We start from the raw sequence: 21,164 nt of genomic DNA, 5'->3' as shown, positions 1-21,164 counted from the left end.
CGGCACGCCGGAAATGTGCCGTTTTGTCATAAGGTTTTATTCCTTTCATTTTGCCCCCATGTCATATTTTTAAGAATAATAATTCCTTCAGGCAAAACAGGATGGCGATGAAGCGACTTAAAAACGAATTTAATTCACTGGTTAATCGTGGCGTAGACCGCCATTTGCGACTGGCGGTCACGGGATTAAGCCGCAGCGGCAAAACCGCGTTTATCACCGCGATGGTTAACCAGTTGCTTAACTTACATGCTGGCGCACGGCTGCCGCTGCTGAGCGCGGCGCGGGAAGAGCGTCTGCTGGGCGTAAAACGTGTGCCGCAGCGCGATTTTGGTATTCCTCGCTTTACCTACGACGAAGGGCTGGCGCAGCTGTATGGCACACCGCCCGCCTGGCCGACACCGACGCGTGGGGTGAGTGAAATTCGCCTCGCGCTGCGCTTTCGTTCTAACGAATCCGTGCTGCGCCATTTCAAAGACACCTCCACGCTGTACCTTGAAATCGTCGATTATCCCGGTGAATGGCTGCTCGATTTACCGATGCTGGCCCAGGATTACCTGAGCTGGTCACGGCAAATGACCGGCCTGTTGCAGGGGCAACGTGCGGAATGGTCGGCAAAATGGCGTGAGCTGTGCGCCGGGCTGGACCCGCTGGCCCCGGCGGACGAAAACCGACTGGCTGCCATTTCACAGGCCTGGACCGATTATCTTCATCAATGCAAACAGCAGGGGCTGCACTTTATTCAGCCAGGCCGCTTTGTACTACCTGGTGAAATGGCGGGGGCGCCTGCGCTGCAATTCTTCCCGTGGCCGGATGTCGAAAGCTGGGGTGAGTCAAAACTGGCGATGGCGGACAAACACACCAACGTCGGGATGTTGCGCGATCGCTTTAACTATTACTGCGAGAAAGTGGTGAAGGGGTTTTATAAAAACCACTTCCTGCGCTTCGACCGCCAGATTGTGCTGGTGGACTGTCTGCAACCGCTGAACAGTGGGCCGCAGGCCTTCAACGATATGCGCCTGGCGCTCACCCAACTGATGCAAAGTTTTCACTACGGGCAGCGGACACTGTTCCGCCGTCTGTTTTCGCCGGTTATCGATAAGCTGCTGTTCGCCGCCACCAAAGCCGATCATGTGACGGTCGATCAGCATGCGAATATGGTCTCGCTGCTGCAACAGCTTGTTCAGGACGCGTGGCAAAACGCAGCGTTCGAAGGGATCAGCATGGATTGTCTGGGGCTGGCGGCGGTGCAGGCGACGCAGAGCGGGCTGATTGACGTCAACGGTGAGAAAATCCCGGCGCTGCGCGGTAATCGTCTGAGCGATGGTGAGCCGCTGACCGTCTATCCCGGCGAAGTACCGGCGCGATTACCGGGGCAGGCATTCTGGCAAAATCAGGGATTTCAGTTTGAGGCGTTTCGCCCTCAGGTGATGAATGTTGACCAGCCGTTGCCGCACATTCGCCTCGACGCGGCGCTGGAGTTTTTAATAGGAGATAAGCTGCGATGACGGAACCGTTAAAGCCACGCATCGATTTTACCGGCCAGCTTGAGCAAGAGCGGGCCGAAGCGTTTAAAACTGCTCAGGCCTTCAGTGGCCCGGACGCAGAGAAATTTGCGCCCGTTGTCGCCGATGAACTGCTTGCGGACGAAGGGCAGGCAGAAGCGGTGGTTGAGGCGGCGCTGCGGCCCAAACGCAGCCTGTGGCGCAAAATGGTCACTGCCGGGCTGACGCTTTTTGGCGTGAGTGTGGTCGGCCAGGGCGTGCAGTGGACGATGAATGCCTGGCAAACCCAGGACTGGGTGGCTCTGGGCGGATGTGCGGCGGGCGCTCTTATCATCGGCGCGGGTGTCGGTTCAATTGCCACTGAATGGCGTCGTTTGTGGCGACTGCGCCAGCGTGCGCATGAGCGCGACGAAGCGCGCGATTTGCTGCACAGCCATGCGACCGGAAAAGGGCGCGCATTTTGCGAAAAGCTGGCCAGTCAGGCGGGTATCGACCAGTCGCATCCGGCCCTGCAACGCTGGTATGCGGCTATTCATGAAACACAAAACGACCGCGAGATCGTCAGCCTGTATGCAAACATCGTGCAGCCGGTTCTCGATTCACAGGCGCGGCGGGAGATTAGCCGTTCGGCGGCGGAATCGACGCTGATGATTGCCGTTAGCCCGCTGGCGCTGGTGGATATGGCGTTTATCGCGTGGCGCAATCTGCGCCTCATCAACCGCATTGCCACGCTGTATGGCATCGAACTTGGGTATTACAGCCGTCTGCGCCTTTTCCGTCTGGTGCTACTGAATATGGCGTTTGCCGGAGCCAGCGAGCTGGTGCGTGAAGTGGGCATGGACTGGATGTCTCAGGATCTTGCCGCGCGTTTATCCACGCGTGCTGCGCAGGGTATCGGAGCCGGGCTGTTGACCGCGAGACTGGGGATTAAAGCGATGGAATTATGTCGACCGCTGCCGTGGATTAACGACGATAAACCGCGTCTTGGTGATTTTCGCCGCGAACTTGTCGGTCAGTTGAAAGAGACACTGAGCAAAAAATCACAATAAAGCGTAAGAATTCACCTCGCTGTCAATATTTGTTGACAGCGAGCTTCCAGCCAGACGATATCTGACATATCATTTTAAAGTGACTGGCTTAAAGAGTGAATTTCCCATGCGTCTGGAAGTGTTCTGTCAGGACCGTATCGGCCTGACCCGCGAATTACTCGATCTCCTTGTTTTGCGTGACATTGATTTGCGCGGCATCGACATCGACCCTATCGGGCGAATTTACCTCAATTTTGCCGAAATCGAATTTAATACATTCAGCAGCCTGATGGCTGAAATTCGCCGTATCGCTGGCGTTACGGATGTCCGTACCGTGCCGTGGATGCCGTCTGAACGTGAACATCTGGCGCTGAGTGCGTTGCTTGAAGCCATGCCTGAGCCATTTTTGTCGCTCGATTTGAAAGGTAAAATTGAGCGTACCAATCAGGCCAGCTGTCAGCTCTTCGGCCAGAGCCAGGACAAGCTGAGTAGCCATCATGCAGCGCAACTGATCGCCGGTTTTAATTTCCAGCGCTGGCTCGAAAGCAACCCGCAGGGCACGCACAGCGAACATGTGGTGATCGGCGGACAGAACTTCCTGATGGAAATTACCCCGGTTCATCTGCGCGGTGAGAATGATGTCAGCGTGCTTACCGGTGCGGTGATTATGCTGCGTTCCACCATTCGAATGGGGCGTCAGTTGCAGAATCTGTCTAACCAGGATGTCGGCGCGTTCAGCCAGATTATCGCCGTTAGCCCGAAAATGAAGCACGTGGTGGATCAGGCGCGTAAGCTGGCTAATCTCACCGCGCCGCTGCTGATTACCGGCGAAACGGGAACAGGTAAGGATTTACTGGCTCATGCGGTTCACACCGCCAGCCCGCGCGCGGCTAAACCCTATCTGGCCCTAAACTGCGCGTCGATTCCAGAAGATGCCGTTGAGAGCGAGTTGTTCGGTCATGCGCCGGAAGGCAAAAAAGGCTTCTTTGAGCAGGCCAACGGTGGCTCGGTATTGCTGGATGAAATCGGTGAGATGTCGCCGCGGATGCAGGCCAAACTGCTGCGCTTCCTCAATGACGGCACTTTCCGCCGCGTTGGAGAAGATCATGAAGTTCACGTGGATGTGCGGGTGATTTGTGCGACGCAGAAAAACCTGGTTGAACTGGTGCAGAAAGGGGTGTTCCGGGAAGATCTCTATTATCGACTGAACGTCCTGACCCTGAATATTCCGCCGCTGCGCGACTGTCCGCAGGATGTTATGCCGCTGACCGAACTGTTCGTGGCGCGCTTTGCCGACGAGCAGGGCGTGCCGCGTCCTAAGCTCTCTGCGGATTTGGGTTCGATGCTGACGCGCTACGGCTGGCCGGGAAATATCCGCCAGTTGAAAAACGCTGTCTACCGTGCGCTCACGCAGCTTGAAGGATATGAGCTGCGCTCGCAGGACATACTGCTACCGGATTACGATGCCGGAACGGTATCTGTTGGCGAAGAGGCGATGGAAGGATCGCTGGATGATATCACCAGCCGCTTTGAACGTTCGGTGCTGACCCAGCTTTATCGCAACTACCCGAGCACCCGCAAACTGGCAAAACGCCTCGGCGTGTCGCACACGGCCATCGCCAACAAATTGCGCGAGTACGGTCTGAACCAGAAAAAAACTGATGAATAAAAGAGAAAAAGTATGAGCAACGAAATCCCTTTAAAGTTTTATGACATCGCGGATGAATATTCGAAGGAATCCGCAAAGCCAGTGAGCGAAGCCGAACGCGACGCAGTGGCCTATTATTTCCAGTCGCTGATCACGCGCTTGATGGGTAACGAGGAGATCAGCGAGGAAGCGCAGAGTGAAATGGCGAAAGAGGCCGGTATCGATGCAACGCGTATTGATGAGATTGCGGAGTTTTTGAATACGTGGTGATGGGGTGAGTCTGATACAACCGTATTGAGTGCGATGTCCGCTGACTGTTTATACGCGACCCGAAGGGCATTTGGTTCGCGCTATATTAGCAGCGGCCATCTTGTTTATTCTTCGCAAAACCGAATCCTGTTCCCAAACGGATCGCACACCTCCAGGATTTTCCCCCAGTCCTGCTGCACGATATCTGGCCGCCCATAGCCATAATGCTTTTGCTTCAGTTCATCCCTTAATAATTCAATATTGTGCACAGGAACGAACAGCGTCGCGCCAGGGCAGGCGTCGCCATGATGTTCTGAGAGATGTATCTGCAGGCCGTTGCGGCTGATGCCCATATACAGGGGCAGATCAGGTTCAAAGCGGTGTTCGAACTCGACGCTGAACCCGAGAAAACCCAGATAAAATTCGCGTGCCTTTCGTTCGTCGAACATGCGAAAAATGGGAATGCTTTTTTCAAAAGAGATCATTTTTACTCCTGTTCGCTCCGGGACTGGGAAAAAGAAAGCTCCGCATTGCGGAGCTTTCATCGCCGGGTGCGCTGCGCTTACCCGGCCTACAAAACCCGTAGGCCCGCGCAAACGAAGTGCCACCGGGCAATTCTCTTACGCTTTCAGCACGTCCAGCGCGGCGGTGTAATCTGGCTCGTTGGTGATTTCGTTCACCAGTTCGCTGAAGATAACAGCGTCGTTTTCATCAATCACCAGTACCGCACGTGCGGCCAGGCCTTTCAGTGGACCTTCGGCGATACCCACACCGTAGTTTTCGAGGAAATCTGGGCTACGCAGGGTAGAAAGCGTGATAACGTTGCTCAGGCCTTCTGCACCGCAGAAACGAGACTGGGCGAACGGCAGGTCAGCGGAAATGCACAGTACTACAGTGTTATCCACTTCGGTGGCCAGCTGGTTGAATTTACGCACGGATGCCGCGCAAACGCCGGTGTCGATGCTCGGGAAAATGTTCAGCACTTTGCGTTTACCGGCGAACTGAGCCAGCGTTACATCAGACAGATCTTTTGCCACGAGGGTAAAAGCCTGCGCTTTGCTGCCTGCCTGCGGAATGGAACCTGCAACAGAAACCGGGTTGCCCTGGAAATGAACGAGTTGTGACATAGATATCTTCCTGTTTACATATAGTTAACGTCGTGGTTAGTGTATGACAACAGCGGATAACACGGCAAACCTATTTTGCCCTACAGGAGCGAGTGATGAGAACCGTCAAGGTCTATGAAGAAGCATGGCCATTGCATACGCCGTTTGTGATCTCTCGCGGCAGCCGCAGCGAAGCCTGCGTAGTGGTGGTGGAAATTGAAGAAGACGGCATAAAAGGCGCGGGCGAATGCACCCCGTATCCGCGCTACGGCGAAAGCCTGGCTTCGGTGATGGCGCAGATCATGACCATCGTTCCTGAGCTGGAAAAGGGAATGACCCGCGAAGCGCTGCAACAGGCGTTACCGGCGGGGGCGGCACGAAATGCCGTCGACTGCGCGTTATGGTCGCTCGATGCCCATCGCCTGAATCACACCATCTCTGAGTCGCTCGGCGTGGCGTTACCGCAAACCATTGTCACGGCGCAAACCGTCGTTATCGGTGAACCGTCGCAAATGGCCGCCAGTGCCAAAGCGTTGTATGAATCCGGGGCGCGTCTGTTGAAAGTGAAGCTTGACGATCATCTGATCAGCGAGCGGATGGTGGCAATTCGCGGCGCGGTGCCTGATGCGACGCTGATTGTCGATGCCAACGAATCCTGGAAGAGTGAAGGGCTGGCTGCACGCTGTCAGCTGCTGGCGGATTTAAACGTGGCGATGCTCGAACAACCGCTACCGTCAGCGGAAGATGCCGCGCTGGAAAACTTCATTCATCCGCTGCCCATCTGCGCAGACGAAAGCTGCCATACACGCGAGAGCCTGGCGGGTCTGAAAGGGCGCTATGAAATGGTGAATATTAAGCTCGATAAAACCGGTGGACTGACCGAAGCGCTGGCGCTGGCGAAGCAGGCCCGTGCAGAGGGATTTGCGCTGATGCTCGGGTGTATGCTTTGCACTTCAAGAGCCATCAGCGCTGCGTTGCCGTTAACAGATCAAGTGAGTTTCGCCGATCTGGACGGGCCAACCTGGCTTGCGGTCGACGTATCACCCGCGCTGAATTTTACCACCGGTACGCTTCACCTCTGAGAGTGCCAGCGCAGTAGCCCGGTCATGGCTTTCAGGTATTTCTCGCTCGCTTCATCCGATGAAACGGGCGGGAACTCGGCGGTGATACAGTGCAGGCCGAGGTCGGCGCACCAGCTACCAAAGGAGCCTGGCGTTTCGTATCCGACACTCGTGACCAGCGGCAGAGCAAAGGCATCCGCCAGCCATTCGCCTAATTCCGTGTGGCGTGGATCTTCAATGCAGGCCAGCGGATCGTGAAACGACACCACCCACGCCGGTTTAAGATGGTGGATCAGCTGACACAGCCCCTGTGTTTCAGGCTCCGAGCCCGGTTTTTCTCCGGTGAGCAACACCACATCACGCTCGTCTGCAGCGCTGTTCCAGCGATAGACGGTTTCTCCCGCGCGCCAGTTAGCCGCCGGGAAGTTGCGGTTGAGATCGACGCCGCGCGCGTTGGCGCGCAGCCCAAGCTGACAGCCGTCCGGGTTCACGGTTAACACCACGTGATGACGGCGCAGGTCCGGCGCCAGCGTGCGCAGGGCGCAGGAAAGGGTAACGATGGAGGAGTTTTCATCTCCGTGCGTGCCCGCAATGATAAGCCCGCTGTGGCGGTCGGCCTGCGGGGCAGGAAACCAGATCAGCGGAGCGCCTAAAAATGAGCGGCCATAGTGTTCTGTTCCGGGCGGAAAAGCGCCACGTTCCGTTCTTGGGCGGGTAAGTGACATACGAAATCCTGATAGCGAGTTCTTTATAGCCAGTGTTGTGTAAAACACGCGGTTAATCAAATAGTTTCAACGCTGCGATAAACTGGCCCGATCTCAACTTTCCGCGCGAAGATATTTGCATTTCTCTGTTTTGAAACAAATAATTACGCATCTGCTTGTTACCCACTCTTTCAAAGGGGATCTCATGAAGCATCCTGTTTCGCTGCTCTGTACTGCGCTGTGGCTGTGCGGACTCTCTTCTGTTTCTTATGCTGCTGATATTCCTCAGGGAACCACTCTTGCGCAAAAACAGGAACTGGTTCGCCATATTAAGGACGAACCGGCATCGCTAGACCCGGCGAAAGCCGTCGGTTTGCCGGAAATCCAGGTGATCCGTGATTTGTTCGAAGGCCTGGTCAATCAGAACGAAAAGGGCGAGTTGATCCCTGGTGTCGCCACCAAATGGCAGAGCAACGACAATCGCACCTGGACGTTTACCCTGCGCGATAATGCCAAGTGGTCTGATGGTACGCCGGTGACGGCGCAGGATTTCGTCTACAGCTGGCAGCGTCTGGTTGACCCGAAAACCACTTCGCCTTTTGCCTGGTTCGCAGCGCTGGCGGGAATAACGAACGCCCAAAATATTATCGACGGTAAAGCGCAGCCCAACCAGCTTGGTATTACTGCTGTTGATGCGAAAACCCTGCGCGTGCAGCTCGATAAACCGCTGCCGTGGTTTGCCAATCTGACGGCCAGTTTTGCGTTTTACCCGGTACAAAAAGCCAACGTCGAGAGTGGCAAAGAGTGGACCCGTCCTGGCGCACTGGTCGGCAACGGCGCTTACGTCCTGACCGATCGTGTGGTGAATGAAAAGCTGGTGGTTGAGCCGAATACCTCGTACTGGGATAACGCCAAAACCGTGCTGAAAAAAGTTACTTTTATCCCGATCAATCAGGAGTCATCGGCCACCAAGCGCTATCTGGCGGGGGATATTGATATCACCGAATCCTTCCCAAAAAATCTCTATCAGAAGCTGCTCAAAGATATTCCGGGACAGGTGTATACGCCGCCGCAGTTGGGCACCTATTACTACGCGTTTAACACCCAGAAAGGCCCAACGGCTGACCAGCGCGTGCGTCTGGCGCTGAGTATGACTATCGATCGCCGGATTATGGCCGAGAAAGTGCTGGGGACCGGCGAAAAACCGGCGTGGCATTTTACTCCGGATGTAACGGCAGGCTTTACGCCAGAAACCTCGCCGTTCGAGCAGATGCCGCAGGCGGAGCTCAATGCGCAGGCCAAAATGCTGTTGCAGGCCGCCGGATATGGCCCGCAGCGTCCGCTAAAACTGACGCTGCTGTACAACACATCTGAAAACCACCAGAAAATCGCCATTGCGGTGGCGTCGATGTGGAAGAAAAACCTCGGCGTGGACGTGAAGCTGCAGAACCAGGAGTGGAAAACCTACATTGATAGCCGTAATACCGGCAATTTCGATGTGATTCGCGCATCCTGGGTCGGTGATTACAACGAGCCGTCAACGTTCCTGTCCCTGCTGACCTCGACGCACAGCGGTAATATTTCGCGCTTTAACGATCCGGCATACGACAAGATTATTAATCAGGCGTCGCTGGAAACCACGGCAAAAGCGCGTAATGCCGATTACAATGCCGCGGAGAAGATCCTTGCGGAAAAAGCGCCTATCGCGCCAATTTATCAATATACCAACGGTCGCCTGATTAAGCCGTGGGTAAAAGGGTATCCGATTAATAACGCAGAAGATGTGGCATACAGCCGGACGATGTATATCGAGAAACATTAACACCAACAATAAGGCCCGTCAGTGACGGGCCTTAAAGTCTTAATTCGTGCATCATTCAGGGGCGTTTATCGACGGGTAAAGACTGCTTTCCAGGAACCCCACCAGATGCCACATCTCCCCGCTAAAAATAAACCATAGCCCCGATATAATAACGCATAAAATAATTAAGATGAGTATGACTTCTGTTTTCCCCATAGCAAAAGTTACCCACCTGAAATCCGTTTATTAGAGTGGGCATTGTAACGGGGCCTTAATCATTTCGCCAGTTTCAGGCGGCAAGCACTTTATTGCGGCCATTGTTTTTGGCACGGTATAAGGCGTCATCGACACGTTTAAACAGGTCGTCGATGCTCTCGTCAGGATTATGCCGTGCGACGCCGATACTGACTGTAAAACGAGGCAGGCCGGGGATCGCAATGCGTGCCACTTCTGCGCGGATGGTTTCAGCCACCTGCATCGCCGCCTCAAGTGAGGTGCGCGGAAGCAGGATCACAAATTCTTCTCCGCCCCAGCGGAAAACAAAATCATCTTTACGGCTACACGCTTCGAGCATACGTGACAATGAGATCAAGACTTCATCGCCTTTTGAGTGACCAAATACGTCATTGATACTTTTGAAATGATCCGTATCGACCAGCAATAAACTGAATTGCTGCTGGGCGGGCAAATGAGAGGGATTGGTTTGTTCGGTGATGAGATAAAACTGCCGACGATTGAGCAGGCCGGTCATGGAATCACGCAATGCCGCGTGCTCCAGCTCTTGCTCCAGCCGTTTTTGCTCAGTGATATCGTGAACGATGCACAGCATCAGCTTATCACCGTAGATTTCAATCGGACCCGCGTAAGTTTGTACGTGGCGAGTAGACCCGTCGGCCAGTCGGTGAACGAAATTAAGCGGCTTATGTCCGCCGGGCAAACGCGCGATCTCGGTCATGATCGGTAAAATATCGCGCCCTAAGGTATTAATTTCCCAGGTGTGTTTACAGCACATATCATCGTGGCTGTAGCCGTAAAAATTCAGTGCCGCCAGATTGGCGTCAACGATTTGCCCGTCACGGGCAGGATCGATTAACAGCATGGGCGCGCTGTTGGTCAGGAAGAAGCGGGCATAGAAGCCCTGTTTTTTACGCTGGTAGTTCGCGGAGCGGCTGGCTTTAAGCCCAGAGGACGCCTGCGATACGATGCCTTCAAAGACAATAACGTCCCCCGCAGTTTCATGGTGCGCGAGGGAAAGCTGGCAGCTCAGCGTCGTTTCCTGGCCATTTCGCCACACCGTCCAGATCTCAACGATGTCGAGTTCAGATTTAAGATCCGGAACATACATTGCCAGCTGTAGCTGCGCACTGGCGGAATAAACCCCCATACGCATATCGTTGAGCGTTTTATTACGCATCATGTCAGTCGCCGCAATATTGGCGAAAATAAGGTGTTCAGAAACGGGTGAAACTAACCATACCGGTGTTTTGATGAAATTCAGCGCATCAAAGCTGTGTGGCGACATAGATTCTTCCCATTCATCGGCAGACCTGCCTGATGTTTACGACGCAATATACCCACGCGGGCGTAACAAAAACATACTCTACTTCAGCACATCAGGCATGGTTTTTTTGTGAATTAAGCGCCGGTTCTATTTGATTTTTACCGATTGGTATAATTTGTTTGTCAGATTTATTTTGTAATACCAGCCACGGAACTTGTTCCGCCGGGAGCGGGCGAGAGAAATAATAGCCCTGTAAATAATCACAGCCCAGGCTTGCCAGCATCAGTTGCTGCTCTTCGGTTTCAATGCCTTCGGCGACGACGACCATATCCATAGTGCGTGCAACGTGAATAATCGTTTCGACGATTTTTTTGCTTTTATCGTTTTCGAGCATGCTATCAATAAAGCTTTTATCTATTTTCAGCTCTTTCGCCGGAAGCACATTGAGCATCAACAGGTTAGAGTATCCGGTGCCAAAGTCATCGATAGAGACCGTAAACCCGGCATGGTTAAATGTATCTAACAATTCAATGCTGCGCTCCAGGTTTTTTAGCGCAGTGCTTTCTGTCACTTCCAGAATCAAACGTGATGGTTCGAGGTTGTATTTTTGCATGGTGCCGGAAATGACCTCGAATATATCCTGTTGCTCAAACTGAATAGGGGACAAATTAAATGACAGCGTCCACTGGCTAAATCCTTGTTCCGTCCAGAAGCGCAATTGCCGGCACGCCTGTTCAATCGCCCATACACCGACAGGAATGATTAAGCCGGTTTTTTCCAGGGACGGTAGAAACACATTCGGCAGCAGAACACCCTGTTCCGGATGGTGCCAGCGCAGCAGCGCTTCAAAACCGTGGATCTCTTTTAATTCGGCGAGATAGGTGGGTTGATACCAGAGTTCAAACTGCTCGCGTTCCAGCGCCTGAGTTAAATCCTGCAGGAAGGACGGTTCCGCTGAAATACTTTTCGACATCTCCGGACGGTAGATTGCCCAACCATTTCGCCCCTCTTGCTTAATGTGATACATCGCTGCATCGGCTTTAAATTTCAGTTCGTGGAGCGTTTCACCGTGCTGCGGATAGAGGCTCACGCCAAGGCTCAGAGTGATGTTGAGCGCGTGCCCGCCAATCGCGAAAGGCCGACGGATCTCATCGAGCAAGGTCATTGAAAGGGACGATATTTTGTCGTCATCGCTGTCGGGCAGCAGCAGGATAAACTCATCGCCGCCAAGCCGGGCGAGAGTCATCCCTTGCGACAGTTTGGCGGTGATGCGCTGGGCGACGCTGATCAACAGTTCATCGCCCATCTGATGTCCCCACGCGTCGTTGATCAGTTTGAAGTGGTCAATATCCAGAAACATCACCGCAAACTGCTTTTTATTGAGCAGTGAAGTGTGCAGGCAATCCTGCAGGCTCAGATCCATTTGGTGTCGATTGGCAAGCCCAGTGAGGGCGTCAAAACGCGCTTTAAGCTCAAGCTGTTTATTGAGCTGGCGTAGATTCTCCGTCAGGCGATGAGTGCGAAAATGAGAATCCACAAGGGAAATAATGAGCATGATACCGAGCAGCGCAAGGGTGGTGGCGGAGACCCAAATGGACAGTCCCAACTCGCTTACGCCGCCGGACATCGTGTGGGCTTCATGCTGAAAGCTCGCCGCACTCATCCCGGTGTAGTGCATCGCGCAAATGGCCAGCCCCATCACCAGGGCGGCTGCCACGCGGTTGATAAACACGCCTTTATGTCTGTGGCGTAAGTGGAAGGCGAGCCAGATGGCAGCGCCGGAAGCCACGATAGCAATCACCACTGAAAGCGACACGATGGTCATATTCCAGCTGATTTCCTCGTGTAACATTAACGCCGCCATCCCGGTGTAGTGCATCGCGACAACGCCAGTGCTGAGGATTAGTGTAGAAAAAAGCCAGCGCATAAACGAAAGGGAGTTACCGGGCACTGCAATATTGATGGCACTGGTCGCTGCAAGAATGGCGATGCCAAGCGATCCGGCGGTGAGCCAGAACTGATAGCTCATGGGCATGGGCATTTTCATCGACAGCATACCGATGAAGTGCATTGACCAGATGCCAATCCCAAGCGTTGCACCTCCGGCCATACGCCACCAGATTGCAGCCTTGCGGCTGGCGCCTGAAATTTTGCCAGCACTGTCTAACGCTACAAATGAAGCGATAAAGGCCACCAGGAATGAGATGGCGATGAGTACGGGGTCCCAGGACACATCGAGCATTATGCAATCCCACTCTAAAAGTCGTTATTGAGTTCATCCGGTGCGTGACTCATCACCGCCGTGGCTTACTCTAACTAATTCCAAGATTAGTTGCTTATCAAAAATCAACAACAAACGCGTTATTTTTTACTGATAGAATTGCGCGCCGGATATATTCTCTCATTAATTACTTAAGCGGCGCTACATGATTTTAATCACCAGCAACATTAACTCTTAATAAACTGGGGGGTGATATTTAATTATTGGTTGGCTAACGATTGTTGTCACAAAATAAATAAGGTCATAATAGAGGGTATGACTGCTTTTCAGGTGTGGGATGAGCAAAAGCTCCAACTTAAGTTAAATTATTAAGATCCAAAGGTGAATGATAAATGCCACTTAAAATGTGGTGGAAAAAGAAATGGCGAATGCTATAACCATTATACCTCCTCCGACTTGTGGTATGGGATAAATTATGCTTAGAAATATTAGCGTAAGGACATTTATTATTTATTTTCTGCTGGTCGTGCTTTTAGTGATTGATGGTTTGATTTGGGCTTTATCGAAAAGTACATCGCTTTTTATCGCAGTAAATATTATTAATGTGCTTGCGGTCTTGTTGCTGTGGTCCTACATGACAAAATATCTTGTGACGCCGATCAATACCGTGAAAAAAAGTATTGAAGAAGTGACGTCGGGCAATCTTGCCGTCTCCATTCCTGAGTTTGGTAATAACTGTGCAGGCCGCCTCATTCCGGGGATCAACAGCTTATCGAGTAACATTGCGACTCTGGTTCGTGAAATACGCGCCTCATCGCAAACTGCCATGACCCTTTCTGAACAACTCTCTTCTCGTAGCGCTCAGCTATCGGTCAAAACAGAGCAACAATCGGCCTCACTCATTCAGACCGCTGCAAGCATGGAGCAAATGGCGGCAAGCACCCGCAACAACGCAGACAACACCCGACTGGCCAGCGAACGCGCGAATCTCGCGACGGTGCAGGCACGCAAAGGCGGTGAGCTGATGGGGCAGGTTGCTAACAATATGCAGTCGATTACGGAATGCGCGCAGCAAATGACAGAAATTATTTCGCTGATTGACGGCATTGCCTTCCAGACTAACATTCTGGCGCTGAATGCGGCGGTCGAAGCGGCAAGAGCGGGCGATCACGGTAAAGGCTTCTCGGTGGTGGCGGGTGAAGTGCGTAATCTGGCTCATCGCAGCGCGGAAGCGGCGAAAAGTATTAAGTCACTGATCGACGTGACCAGCAATAACGTCACTCAGGGCGTAACCGTGGTGTCTGAGGCAGAAAAAAACATGCACGAAATCGTCAACGGTTCTGGGCATGTCAGCAAGCTGATGGATGAGATTTCTGCCACCACGGCAGAGCAGGAAAAGGGTATCACCCAGATTACACAGGCGCTCTCTGAGCTGGAACGTGTGACGCAGAGTAACGTCGCAATGGTCGATGAATTGTCTGGCTCGTCCGACGTGCTGAAAAATCAGGTGATTGAGCTTCAGACGCGCACCCGAAATTTCAGACTGGAAGGTGGGTCGCAACCTGACTGGCAGGATGCCGTGCAACATGAGCACGGCGCTTATCCCCGTCATGCGGAACACTCGTTCTGATAAGATAAAAAGCCTGGTTCGCCAGGCTTTTTTATTTATAGCGGTTTCGCCCTTCCTGTTTTGCCTGATACAGCGCTTTGTCCGCACCCGCGATCAGTTCACGTGCACTCACTCCCGGCTGCCAAAGCGCTAACCCTTGGCTCACCGTCACTCGGTCGCTCACGGGAGAGGCGGCATGAGGAATATTCTGAGCCTGTAGCACAGCGGCAATGTTTTGCGCCGCCGTCTCAAGCGACTCAGCATCGGCATCCGGTAACAGCAATATAAACTCCTCGCCACCAAACCTCCCGACAATTGCGCTGGAAGTCAGGGCAGCGGATTCCAGTGCTCGGGCAATGGCCATCAAACACAGATCGCCTTTTTGGTGTCCGTAATAATCGTTGTAAAGTTTGAAGTGATCGACGTCGAGCATGATCAGCCCAAACCCTTTTCCGTCCTGCTGATGGCGTAAAATCGCGTGGTCCATTTGTGTTTCAAATGAACGCCGATTCGCTATGCCGGTAAGCGGGTCATTATTGGCCAGTAGCCCAAGCTGCTGGATCAGATCTGCGTTTTCCTGTTCACGGCGCAGCGCAAGCAAGAACCAACGATTGAGTATACGCCTGCCGGATTCAATCAAACCCGCCAGTAATATCCACTGCAATCCATTCATCACCGTCAGGCTGTCGCGGTAAAAAAGCGATGTGATCAGGATGGTCAGCCAGATTGGCAGAATAAAACTCAGCAGAACTTTGGGATCAAAGTAGAGCGAAATCAGCGCGGTAAAGAGTAGTAAGGCGGCGGAAGGGAAAATAATACGCACGTCGTCGCTGACGATAAGTACGAAAAAACAGCCCGCCCAGCACAGACTTAAGGCAACCACCGTCCATTTTGCTAACGCGCCGAGCCAGTGTGCGTTTTGTAGCGGAGCCATACGCATGATGAATAAAACACCGGCTGAGAGCGTCAGATCAAACACCATCATGGTTTCAAGCAGTGCGGCAGGGTGGTGGAACAGCACTTCGGCCTCAAAGGCGGAAAAATAGTTGCGCCCAAGGATAAAGGAGGAGAACAACATGTTTACCCACAGGAACCAGGTGACGCTGGTTTTAATGGCGATGGTCCGCATTTCTGCGAGACGGACATCGAAGGCCGCACAGGGCTTTTTCATCGTCATACACTCGTTAAAGATACATTTAAATACAAAATGGCAGCATTTTTGTAACTCTACTGTTTTGCAACTTTCTGTAAAGCTTTAGCGTATAAAAAACGGCAATTTATGAATAGATTCAGCGCTATGCTATCGGTAGATATTGATTAAGCCGGTTTGGACGCTAGACTGACGTGATGATTGCAAAATGGGGGAAGCGCTGTGGAAGGCATTAAGGGATCGGACGTTAACGTTCCGGACGCGGTGTTTACGTTGTTACTCGACGGAAAGGGCGGTGCGCGACAGCTGGAAGATAGCGATGTCATCGACAGCGAGCATCCCTGCTGGTTGCATCTGAATTACACGCATCCAGACAGCGCACAGTGGCTCGCCACTACGCCGCTGCTGCCAAACAGCGTACGCGATGCGCTGGCTGGCGAAAGCCTGCGACCACGCGTCAGCCGCCTCGGCGAAGGGACATTGATTACGCTACGCTGTATCAATGGCAGCACTGACGAACGTCCGGATCAGCTAGTCGCCATGCGCTTATATATGGATGAGCGCCTGATTGTCTCTACCCGTCAGCGCAAGGTGCTGGCGCTGGATGACGTGGTCAATGACCTGAAAGAAGGAACCGGGCCTGTCGATTGCGGCGCGTGGCTGGTTGATATTTGTGATGCGTTGACCGATCACGCCAGTGAATTTATCGAAGAGCTGCACGATAAAATTATCGATCTCGAAGATAACCTGCTCGATCAGCAAATTCCGCCGCGCGGTTTTCTGGCGTTGCTGCGTAAGCAACTGATAGTGATGCGCCGCTATATGACCCCGCAGCGCGATGTGTACGCGCGACTGGCCAGCGAGCGTTTGCCGTGGATGAATGACGATCAGCGCCGACGGATGCAGGATATCGCTGACCGATTAGGGCGTGGCCTTGACGAGATAGACTCGTGTATTGCCCGTACGGCAGTCATGACCGATGAAATTGCGACGGTGATGCAGGAATCGCTGTCGCGCAGAACGTACACCATGTCATTAATGGCAATGGTCTTTTTACCCAGCACGTTTTTGACCGGTTTGTTCGGCGTTAACCTCGGGGGGATTCCGGGTGGCGCGTACCGATTTGGCTTTTCCGCTTTTTGTATCATGTTAGTCGTTCTGATAGGTGGTGTTGCGTGGTGGTTGCATCGTAGTAAATGGCTGTAAATTTACACTTTTCTCATCGTCGCCAGGCTTCAAAACGCGATTTTGTTTGAGCGAAGTCAATAAACGACTACCCCGTTCGGTGCAGTATTACTCCCGCAGGTGAATGCAACGTCAAGCGATGGGCGTTGCGCTCCATATTGTCTTACTTCCTTTTTTGAATTACTGCATAGCACAATTGATTCGTACGACGCCGACTAAATTAGTCGGCTTTTTTTTGCCTCCAGAACCTCAGCGTCTACCCTAAAAGGGTCACCCCGATAAACTGGAGGGAATCATGAGCTTTCTTTTAGCACTGCTTTACCCAAACATGTCGGTGCCTGATTCAATACCCATTGATCCGGTGCCCGTCCCCGATCCGATCCCGCGTCCGCAGCCTATGCCGGACCCACCGCCGGATGAAGAACCGATTAAATTGTCGCATCGGTAGCGCAGATCTGCGAGGATACGCGCCAACTGACCGTGATTTTTACTTTGAGAATACATTGTGACCGCTTTTTCTACGCTGAATGTTCTGCCTGCCGCCCAACTCGATAACTTGAACGAGTTGGGATACCTTGCGATGACCCCTGTACAAGCTGCCGCGCTTCCGGCGATCCTGGAAGGAAAAGACGTTCGCGTGCAGGCCAAAACGGGCAGTGGAAAAACGGCTGCATTTGGCCTCGGTTTGCTCCAGCAGATCGACGCAGGCCTGTTCCAGACTCAATCGCTGGTGCTGTGTCCGACGCGCGAGCTGGCGGATCAGGTTGCAGGCGAGTTACGCCGTCTGGCGCGATTCCTGCCAAACACCAAAGTGCTGACGCTGTGCGGTGGACAGCCGTTCGGCGCACAGCGCGATTCGTTGCAGCATCCGCCGCATATTATTGTCGCCACCCCTGGTCGTCTGCTCGATCACCTGCAAAAAGGCACCGTTTCGCTGGATGCCCTGCAAACGCTGGTGATGGACGAAGCGGACCGTATGCTGGATATGGGCTTTACCGACGCAATTGATGAAGTCATTCGTTTTGCGCCTCCATCACGTCAAACTCTGCTGTTTTCTGCAACCTGGCCTGAAGCTATCGCTGTGATCAGCGGTCGCGTGCAGAACAATCCGGTAGCGATTGAAATCGATACCGTGGATGCACTCCCGTCTATTGAACAGCAGTTCTACGAAACTTCACGAAACGGCAAAATTCCACTGCTGCAAAAACTGCTGAGCAAACATCAGCCCGCGTCCTGCGTGGTGTTTTGTAATACCAAAGTAGATTGTCAGGCTGTTTGCGACGCGCTGGCAGAAGCAGGGCAAAGCGCACTTTCTCTGCATGGCGATCTGGAGCAGCGCGATCGCGATCAGACGCTGGTCCGTTTCGCTAACGGTAGCGCGCGCGTGCTGGTGGCAACAGACGTTGCCGCGCGTGGTCTGGATATCAAATCTCTGGAGCTGGTGGTCAACTACGAACTGGCGTGGGACCCGGAAGTTCACGTTCACCGTATTGGCCGTACGGCGCGTGCGGGCAACAGCGGGTTGGCTATCAGCCTGTGTGCGCCGGAAGAGGCGCAGCGCGCTAACATTCTATCTGAAATGCTGCAATTAAAACTGAACTGGATGCCAGCGCTGGGCAATATCAGCATCACGCCACTGGCCGCTGAAATGGCGACTCTGTGCATCGACGGCGGTAAGAAAGCCAAAATGCGTCCGGGCGATGTGTTAGGTGCGCTGACCGGTGATATTGGTCTGGACGGTGCGGATATCGGTAAAATCGCGGTGCATCCGTCGCACGTTTATGTTGCTGTGCGTCAGAAAGTGGCGAACAAAGCGTGGAAACAGCTGCAGGGCGGAAAGATTAAAGGCAAAACCTGTAAGGTGCGTTTGCTGAAATAAGCCATTAAAAGGCGTCTCAGATACCGTATCTGAGACGCCAGATTTTTACTTCACTTCCACGACGTTCAGTCGCATTTCATCCAGCTGAGAATCGTCTTCTTCCGGCTGCCAGCCTGCTGGCTGCATTGGGATCTCTTCCCGGTCAAAAGCCAGATCACCGCCGTCCACGACTTCTCCGCCGTGTTTAATACCTTTGAAATCGAACAGCTCGACGTCGCTCAGGTGCGAAGGCACCACGTTTTGCATGGCGCTGAACATGGTTTCAATGCGGCCAGGGTAGCGTTTATCCCAGTCACGCAGCATGTCGCCGATCACCTGACGTTGCAGGTTCGGCTGCGAGCCGCACAGGTTGCAAGGAATGATTGGGTATTCACGCGCCTCGGCAAAACGCTCGATGTCTTTTTCGCGGCAGTAGGCCAGCGGACGGATAACGATGTGTTTACCGTCATCGCTCATCAGCTTCGGCGGCATCCCTTTCATTTTGCCGCCGTAGAACATGTTCAGGAACAGGGTTTGCAGAATGTCGTCGCGGTGGTGGCCCAGCGCGATTTTTGTAGCCCCTAATTCCGTTGCGGTGCGATACAAAATACCGCGACGCAGGCGCGAGCACAAAGAGCAGGTAGTTTTGCCTTCCGGGATTTTGTCTTTAACAATGCTGTAGGTATTTTCTTCGACAATCTTATACTCGACACCCTGTTGTTCCAGATATTCCGGCAGGATGTGCTCAGGGAAGCCAGGCTGCTTCTGGTCAAGATTGACTGCCACCAGTGAAAAGTTCACCGGTGCGCTTTGCTGAAGATTGCGCAGGATCTCCAGCATCGTGTAACTGTCTTTACCCCCTGACAGGCAGACCATAATGCGGTCACCTTCTTCAATCATATTGAAGTCTGCAATGGCTTCACCGACATTACGGCGCAGACGCTTTTGCAGTTTATTCAGGTTGTATTGTTCTTTCTTATTAATCTCTTGATTTTGTTGCATTTATTCGTTACTCAACTATCAAATGGGGCACCAGTGGGACAAAACCATTTCAAAGCGCAAGCTTCGAGTTCAGCATCGCCACCTGTTCGCTATTCATTTCTTCTATCCATGTAGCATAGATTTCATACACCATCTGCGCATTTTCGTGCCCCATCTGATTGGCAATAAAAGACGGGTTAGCGCCTGCAGATAACAACCAGCATGCGAAAGTGTGCCGTGTATGGTACGGATTGCGGCGACGAATGCCAGCACGTTTTACAGCAGAGTCCCAACGAGCTCCAATACTGCCCAGCGAGTAGTGCGATTTCTGGGCTCCATTCCTCTCGCGGGGCATAAAAACGAAATGCACATTCTGTTGCTCGGTCAGTCCGTACTCCCGATGGTGATAGGTGATCTCGGTTTTAGGAAATTGTCCGGTTAGCTTATTTTGGGCAAGCAGGGCATCGAGTGCCGGCTGAAGCAGTGTGATGGTTCTGAATCCTGCATCCGTTTTGGGTGGCCCAAACATACCAATTGCGTTCAGGTTACGCTGGACACTCACGGTGCCATTTTCAAGATTGATATCTTCCCAGGCCAGAGCCGCCAGTTCACCATGCCTCAACCCTGAATAAATGGCGAACTGCCACAGATGCCGTTTTTGCCCCTGGTTGGCAGAAATGAGCTTCTCAAACTCAGCGCGGGAAAGCGGATCAGGTTTGGCTTTGCTTTTCTGAAGCTTCTTTATGCCCTCATAAGGCTTTTCCGTTGTGAACCCAGACCGATGGGCAAAGCGCAGAATAGAGCAGAGAAGGGATATGTAATTGTCCACCGTCCGGACACTACGACCAATTTTATTGGGGCGAACATTAAATGAATACATCGTCTGACCTTCGAGCAGTTCGGTTCGATAGCGGAGGATATCGTTGTGCTTTATCTCTCTGATGGTTGTGTCAGCCCCGACTACAGCCAGTATTGTATTTAACTGAGAGGCTGTTTTACGCCAGGTATTGGCACAAAGCTCGATTCGGCGGTTTGCGAGCCAGGTATCTACGAGCTCTCCAAAATAGCGTAACTGAACTGTTCCTGCTGTTTCCTCTATTTGCTTTGATTCGGGAAATCGAGCGCGGTAGTCAAATTCACCCAGTGCAATTTCACTAACGATGACTGTTCTTAACTGACCGGCTTTTTTTATATTGGAAGGGGTGACTTTCCACCCCTTAAGTGATTCACGGCAACGCTTACCTTTGAACATGAACCAGATGCGTATGCTTTGACCGCGAAGCTCCACACCCGGAGGTAAGTCTGCCATTCTATGCTTCCTGTATCATCTGATTAATTTTTGGGTAGTTGTACCAGGTTATCCCTCGGGTGGTTTGTGCACCTGTGGGGGAGTGACGCTTAAAATGGATTCCTTCTATCCAACATCCCTGGCGATACTTTTCGATCTGGCGCGTATCCAGACCTGTTTTCGCGGTCAGTTTTTCAGCCAGCACCCACTCTTCATTAAAAACTACCTGTGTCATCATTCACCTCAGGTAACCGGCACGAGTATAAATGTGC

The 21,164-nt window shown here is 52.7% G+C and carries 20 protein-coding genes; 10 read left to right on the top strand and 10 right to left on the bottom strand.

Translation table 11 applies throughout. The features are described from left to right. Positions 1–107 precede the first annotated feature (107 nt). The 4 genes from JBO43_RS02370 to JBO43_RS02355 all read left to right on the top strand — a co-directional run bounded on the left by JBO43_RS02370 (position 108) and on the right by JBO43_RS02355 (position 4,448). Complete coding sequence (locus tag JBO43_RS02370) at positions 108–1,505, top strand: YcjX family GTP-binding protein (RefSeq protein WP_103946224.1); 1,398 nt, start codon at positions 108–110, stop codon at positions 1,503–1,505. Further along, on the top strand, positions 1,502–2,551 hold the full coding sequence (locus tag JBO43_RS02365) for a YcjF family protein (RefSeq protein WP_095282192.1): 1,050 nt from the start codon (positions 1,502–1,504) through the stop codon (positions 2,549–2,551). Before JBO43_RS02370 ends, JBO43_RS02365 begins: the two co-directional genes overlap by 4 nt. Positions 2,552–2,657: 106 nt before the next feature. Next, entirely contained in the window at positions 2,658–4,199 is a 1,542-nt protein-coding gene (tyrR, locus tag JBO43_RS02360; RefSeq protein ID WP_095282191.1) for a transcriptional regulator TyrR, read from the top strand. Between the two features lie 12 nt (positions 4,200–4,211). Then, positions 4,212–4,448: a DUF2543 family protein gene (locus JBO43_RS02355; protein WP_095282190.1), complete on the top strand. Its 237-nt coding sequence runs from the start codon at positions 4,212–4,214 to the stop codon at positions 4,446–4,448. 104 nt (positions 4,449–4,552) lie between these two features. Here the strand turns inward: JBO43_RS02355 and JBO43_RS02350 are convergent, their stop codons facing one another. Then, entirely contained in the window at positions 4,553–4,912 is a 360-nt protein-coding gene (locus JBO43_RS02350) for a glyoxalase superfamily protein (protein ID WP_095282189.1), read from the bottom strand. Positions 4,913–5,047: 135 nt separating this feature from the next. Next, positions 5,048–5,554, bottom strand: coding sequence for a thiol peroxidase (gene tpx, locus JBO43_RS02345; protein ID WP_095282188.1), 507 nt, complete (start codon positions 5,552–5,554; stop codon positions 5,048–5,050). Between the two features lie 95 nt (positions 5,555–5,649). Here tpx and ycjG point away from each other — a divergent pair, with 95 nt between their 5' ends. Beyond that, positions 5,650–6,615 carry an L-Ala-D/L-Glu epimerase gene (gene ycjG / locus JBO43_RS02340; protein WP_202673661.1) on the top strand — a complete coding sequence of 322 codons (966 nt, stop codon included), beginning with the start codon at positions 5,650–5,652 and terminating at the stop codon, positions 6,613–6,615. Here ycjG and mpaA read toward each other — a convergent pair. Then, complete coding sequence (gene mpaA, locus JBO43_RS02335) at positions 6,606–7,319, bottom strand: murein tripeptide amidase MpaA (protein WP_095282186.1); 714 nt, start codon at positions 7,317–7,319, stop codon at positions 6,606–6,608. The two genes, ycjG and mpaA, sit on opposite strands and share 10 nt — an antisense overlap. A gap of 184 nt (positions 7,320–7,503) precedes the next feature. Here mpaA and JBO43_RS02330 point away from each other — a divergent pair, with 184 nt between their 5' ends. Continuing rightward, complete coding sequence (locus tag JBO43_RS02330; protein ID WP_095282185.1) at positions 7,504–9,120, top strand: peptide ABC transporter substrate-binding protein; 1,617 nt, start codon at positions 7,504–7,506, stop codon at positions 9,118–9,120. Between the two features lie 51 nt (positions 9,121–9,171). On the opposite strand, the gene JBO43_RS02325 is transcribed toward JBO43_RS02330, so the two are convergent. The 3 genes from JBO43_RS02325 to JBO43_RS02315 all read right to left on the bottom strand — a co-directional run bounded on the left by JBO43_RS02325 (position 9,172) and on the right by JBO43_RS02315 (position 12,842). After that, entirely contained in the window at positions 9,172–9,315 is a 144-nt protein-coding gene (locus tag JBO43_RS02325) for an Ecr family regulatory small membrane protein (protein WP_157738401.1), read from the bottom strand. Positions 9,316–9,388: 73 nt separating this feature from the next. Then, positions 9,389–10,621 (bottom strand): GGDEF domain-containing protein, encoded by a 1,233-nt coding sequence (locus JBO43_RS02320; RefSeq protein WP_202673660.1) that lies wholly within the window; start codon positions 10,619–10,621, stop codon positions 9,389–9,391. A gap of 91 nt (positions 10,622–10,712) precedes the next feature. After that, on the bottom strand, positions 10,713–12,842 hold the full coding sequence (locus JBO43_RS02315) for a putative bifunctional diguanylate cyclase/phosphodiesterase (RefSeq protein WP_095282183.1): 2,130 nt from the start codon (positions 12,840–12,842) through the stop codon (positions 10,713–10,715). Positions 12,843–13,296: 454 nt separating this feature from the next. Between JBO43_RS02315 and JBO43_RS02310 the strand changes: the two genes are divergently transcribed. After that, the gene (locus JBO43_RS02310; protein WP_237729912.1) at positions 13,297–14,451 is read left to right on the top strand and encodes a methyl-accepting chemotaxis protein; all 1,155 of its coding nucleotides are present in this window, start codon (positions 13,297–13,299) and stop codon (positions 14,449–14,451) included. A 31-nt stretch (positions 14,452–14,482) separates the two neighbouring features. Here JBO43_RS02310 and JBO43_RS02305 read toward each other — a convergent pair whose 3' ends face one another. Beyond that, complete coding sequence (locus JBO43_RS02305; protein ID WP_233210385.1) at positions 14,483–15,601, bottom strand: GGDEF domain-containing protein; 1,119 nt, start codon at positions 15,599–15,601, stop codon at positions 14,483–14,485. Between the two features lie 201 nt (positions 15,602–15,802). Between JBO43_RS02305 and zntB the strand changes: the two genes are divergently transcribed. From zntB to dbpA, 3 genes are all read left to right on the top strand, one after another. After that, a complete protein-coding gene (gene zntB / locus JBO43_RS02300; RefSeq protein ID WP_095282181.1) occupies positions 15,803–16,786 on the top strand; it encodes a zinc transporter ZntB in 984 nt (327 codons plus the stop codon). A 274-nt stretch (positions 16,787–17,060) separates the two neighbouring features. Continuing rightward, positions 17,061–17,213, top strand: coding sequence for a proline-rich small protein YnaL (gene ynaL, locus JBO43_RS02295; protein WP_103945987.1), 153 nt, complete (start codon positions 17,061–17,063; stop codon positions 17,211–17,213). A gap of 57 nt (positions 17,214–17,270) precedes the next feature. Next, positions 17,271–18,644 (top strand): ATP-dependent RNA helicase DbpA, encoded by a 1,374-nt coding sequence (dbpA, locus tag JBO43_RS02290; protein WP_202673659.1) that lies wholly within the window; start codon positions 17,271–17,273, stop codon positions 18,642–18,644. A gap of 45 nt (positions 18,645–18,689) precedes the next feature. Here dbpA and ttcA read toward each other — a convergent pair whose 3' ends face one another. From ttcA to xisR, 3 genes are read right to left on the bottom strand one after another with little or no spacing between them, the layout of a single operon-like run. Then, positions 18,690–19,625, bottom strand: a complete 936-nt coding sequence (gene ttcA / locus JBO43_RS02285; protein ID WP_174348376.1) for a tRNA 2-thiocytidine(32) synthetase TtcA — start codon at positions 19,623–19,625, stop codon at positions 18,690–18,692. Between the two features lie 49 nt (positions 19,626–19,674). Further along, complete coding sequence (locus tag JBO43_RS02280; protein ID WP_202673658.1) at positions 19,675–20,913, bottom strand: site-specific integrase; 1,239 nt, start codon at positions 20,911–20,913, stop codon at positions 19,675–19,677. Position 20,914: 1 nt separating this feature from the next. Continuing rightward, positions 20,915–21,127 (bottom strand): excisionase family protein, encoded by a 213-nt coding sequence (gene xisR, locus JBO43_RS02275; RefSeq protein WP_202673946.1) that lies wholly within the window; start codon positions 21,125–21,127, stop codon positions 20,915–20,917. Positions 21,128–21,164: the final 37 nt, after the last annotated feature.

It is taken from the genome of Lelliottia jeotgali, assembly GCF_016771845.1.
Lineage (GTDB): Bacteria > Pseudomonadota > Gammaproteobacteria > Enterobacterales > Enterobacteriaceae > Enterobacter > Enterobacter jeotgali.
Note: the sequence above shows the minus strand (reverse complement) of the source record. Positions and strands in the feature narration are given on the sequence as shown.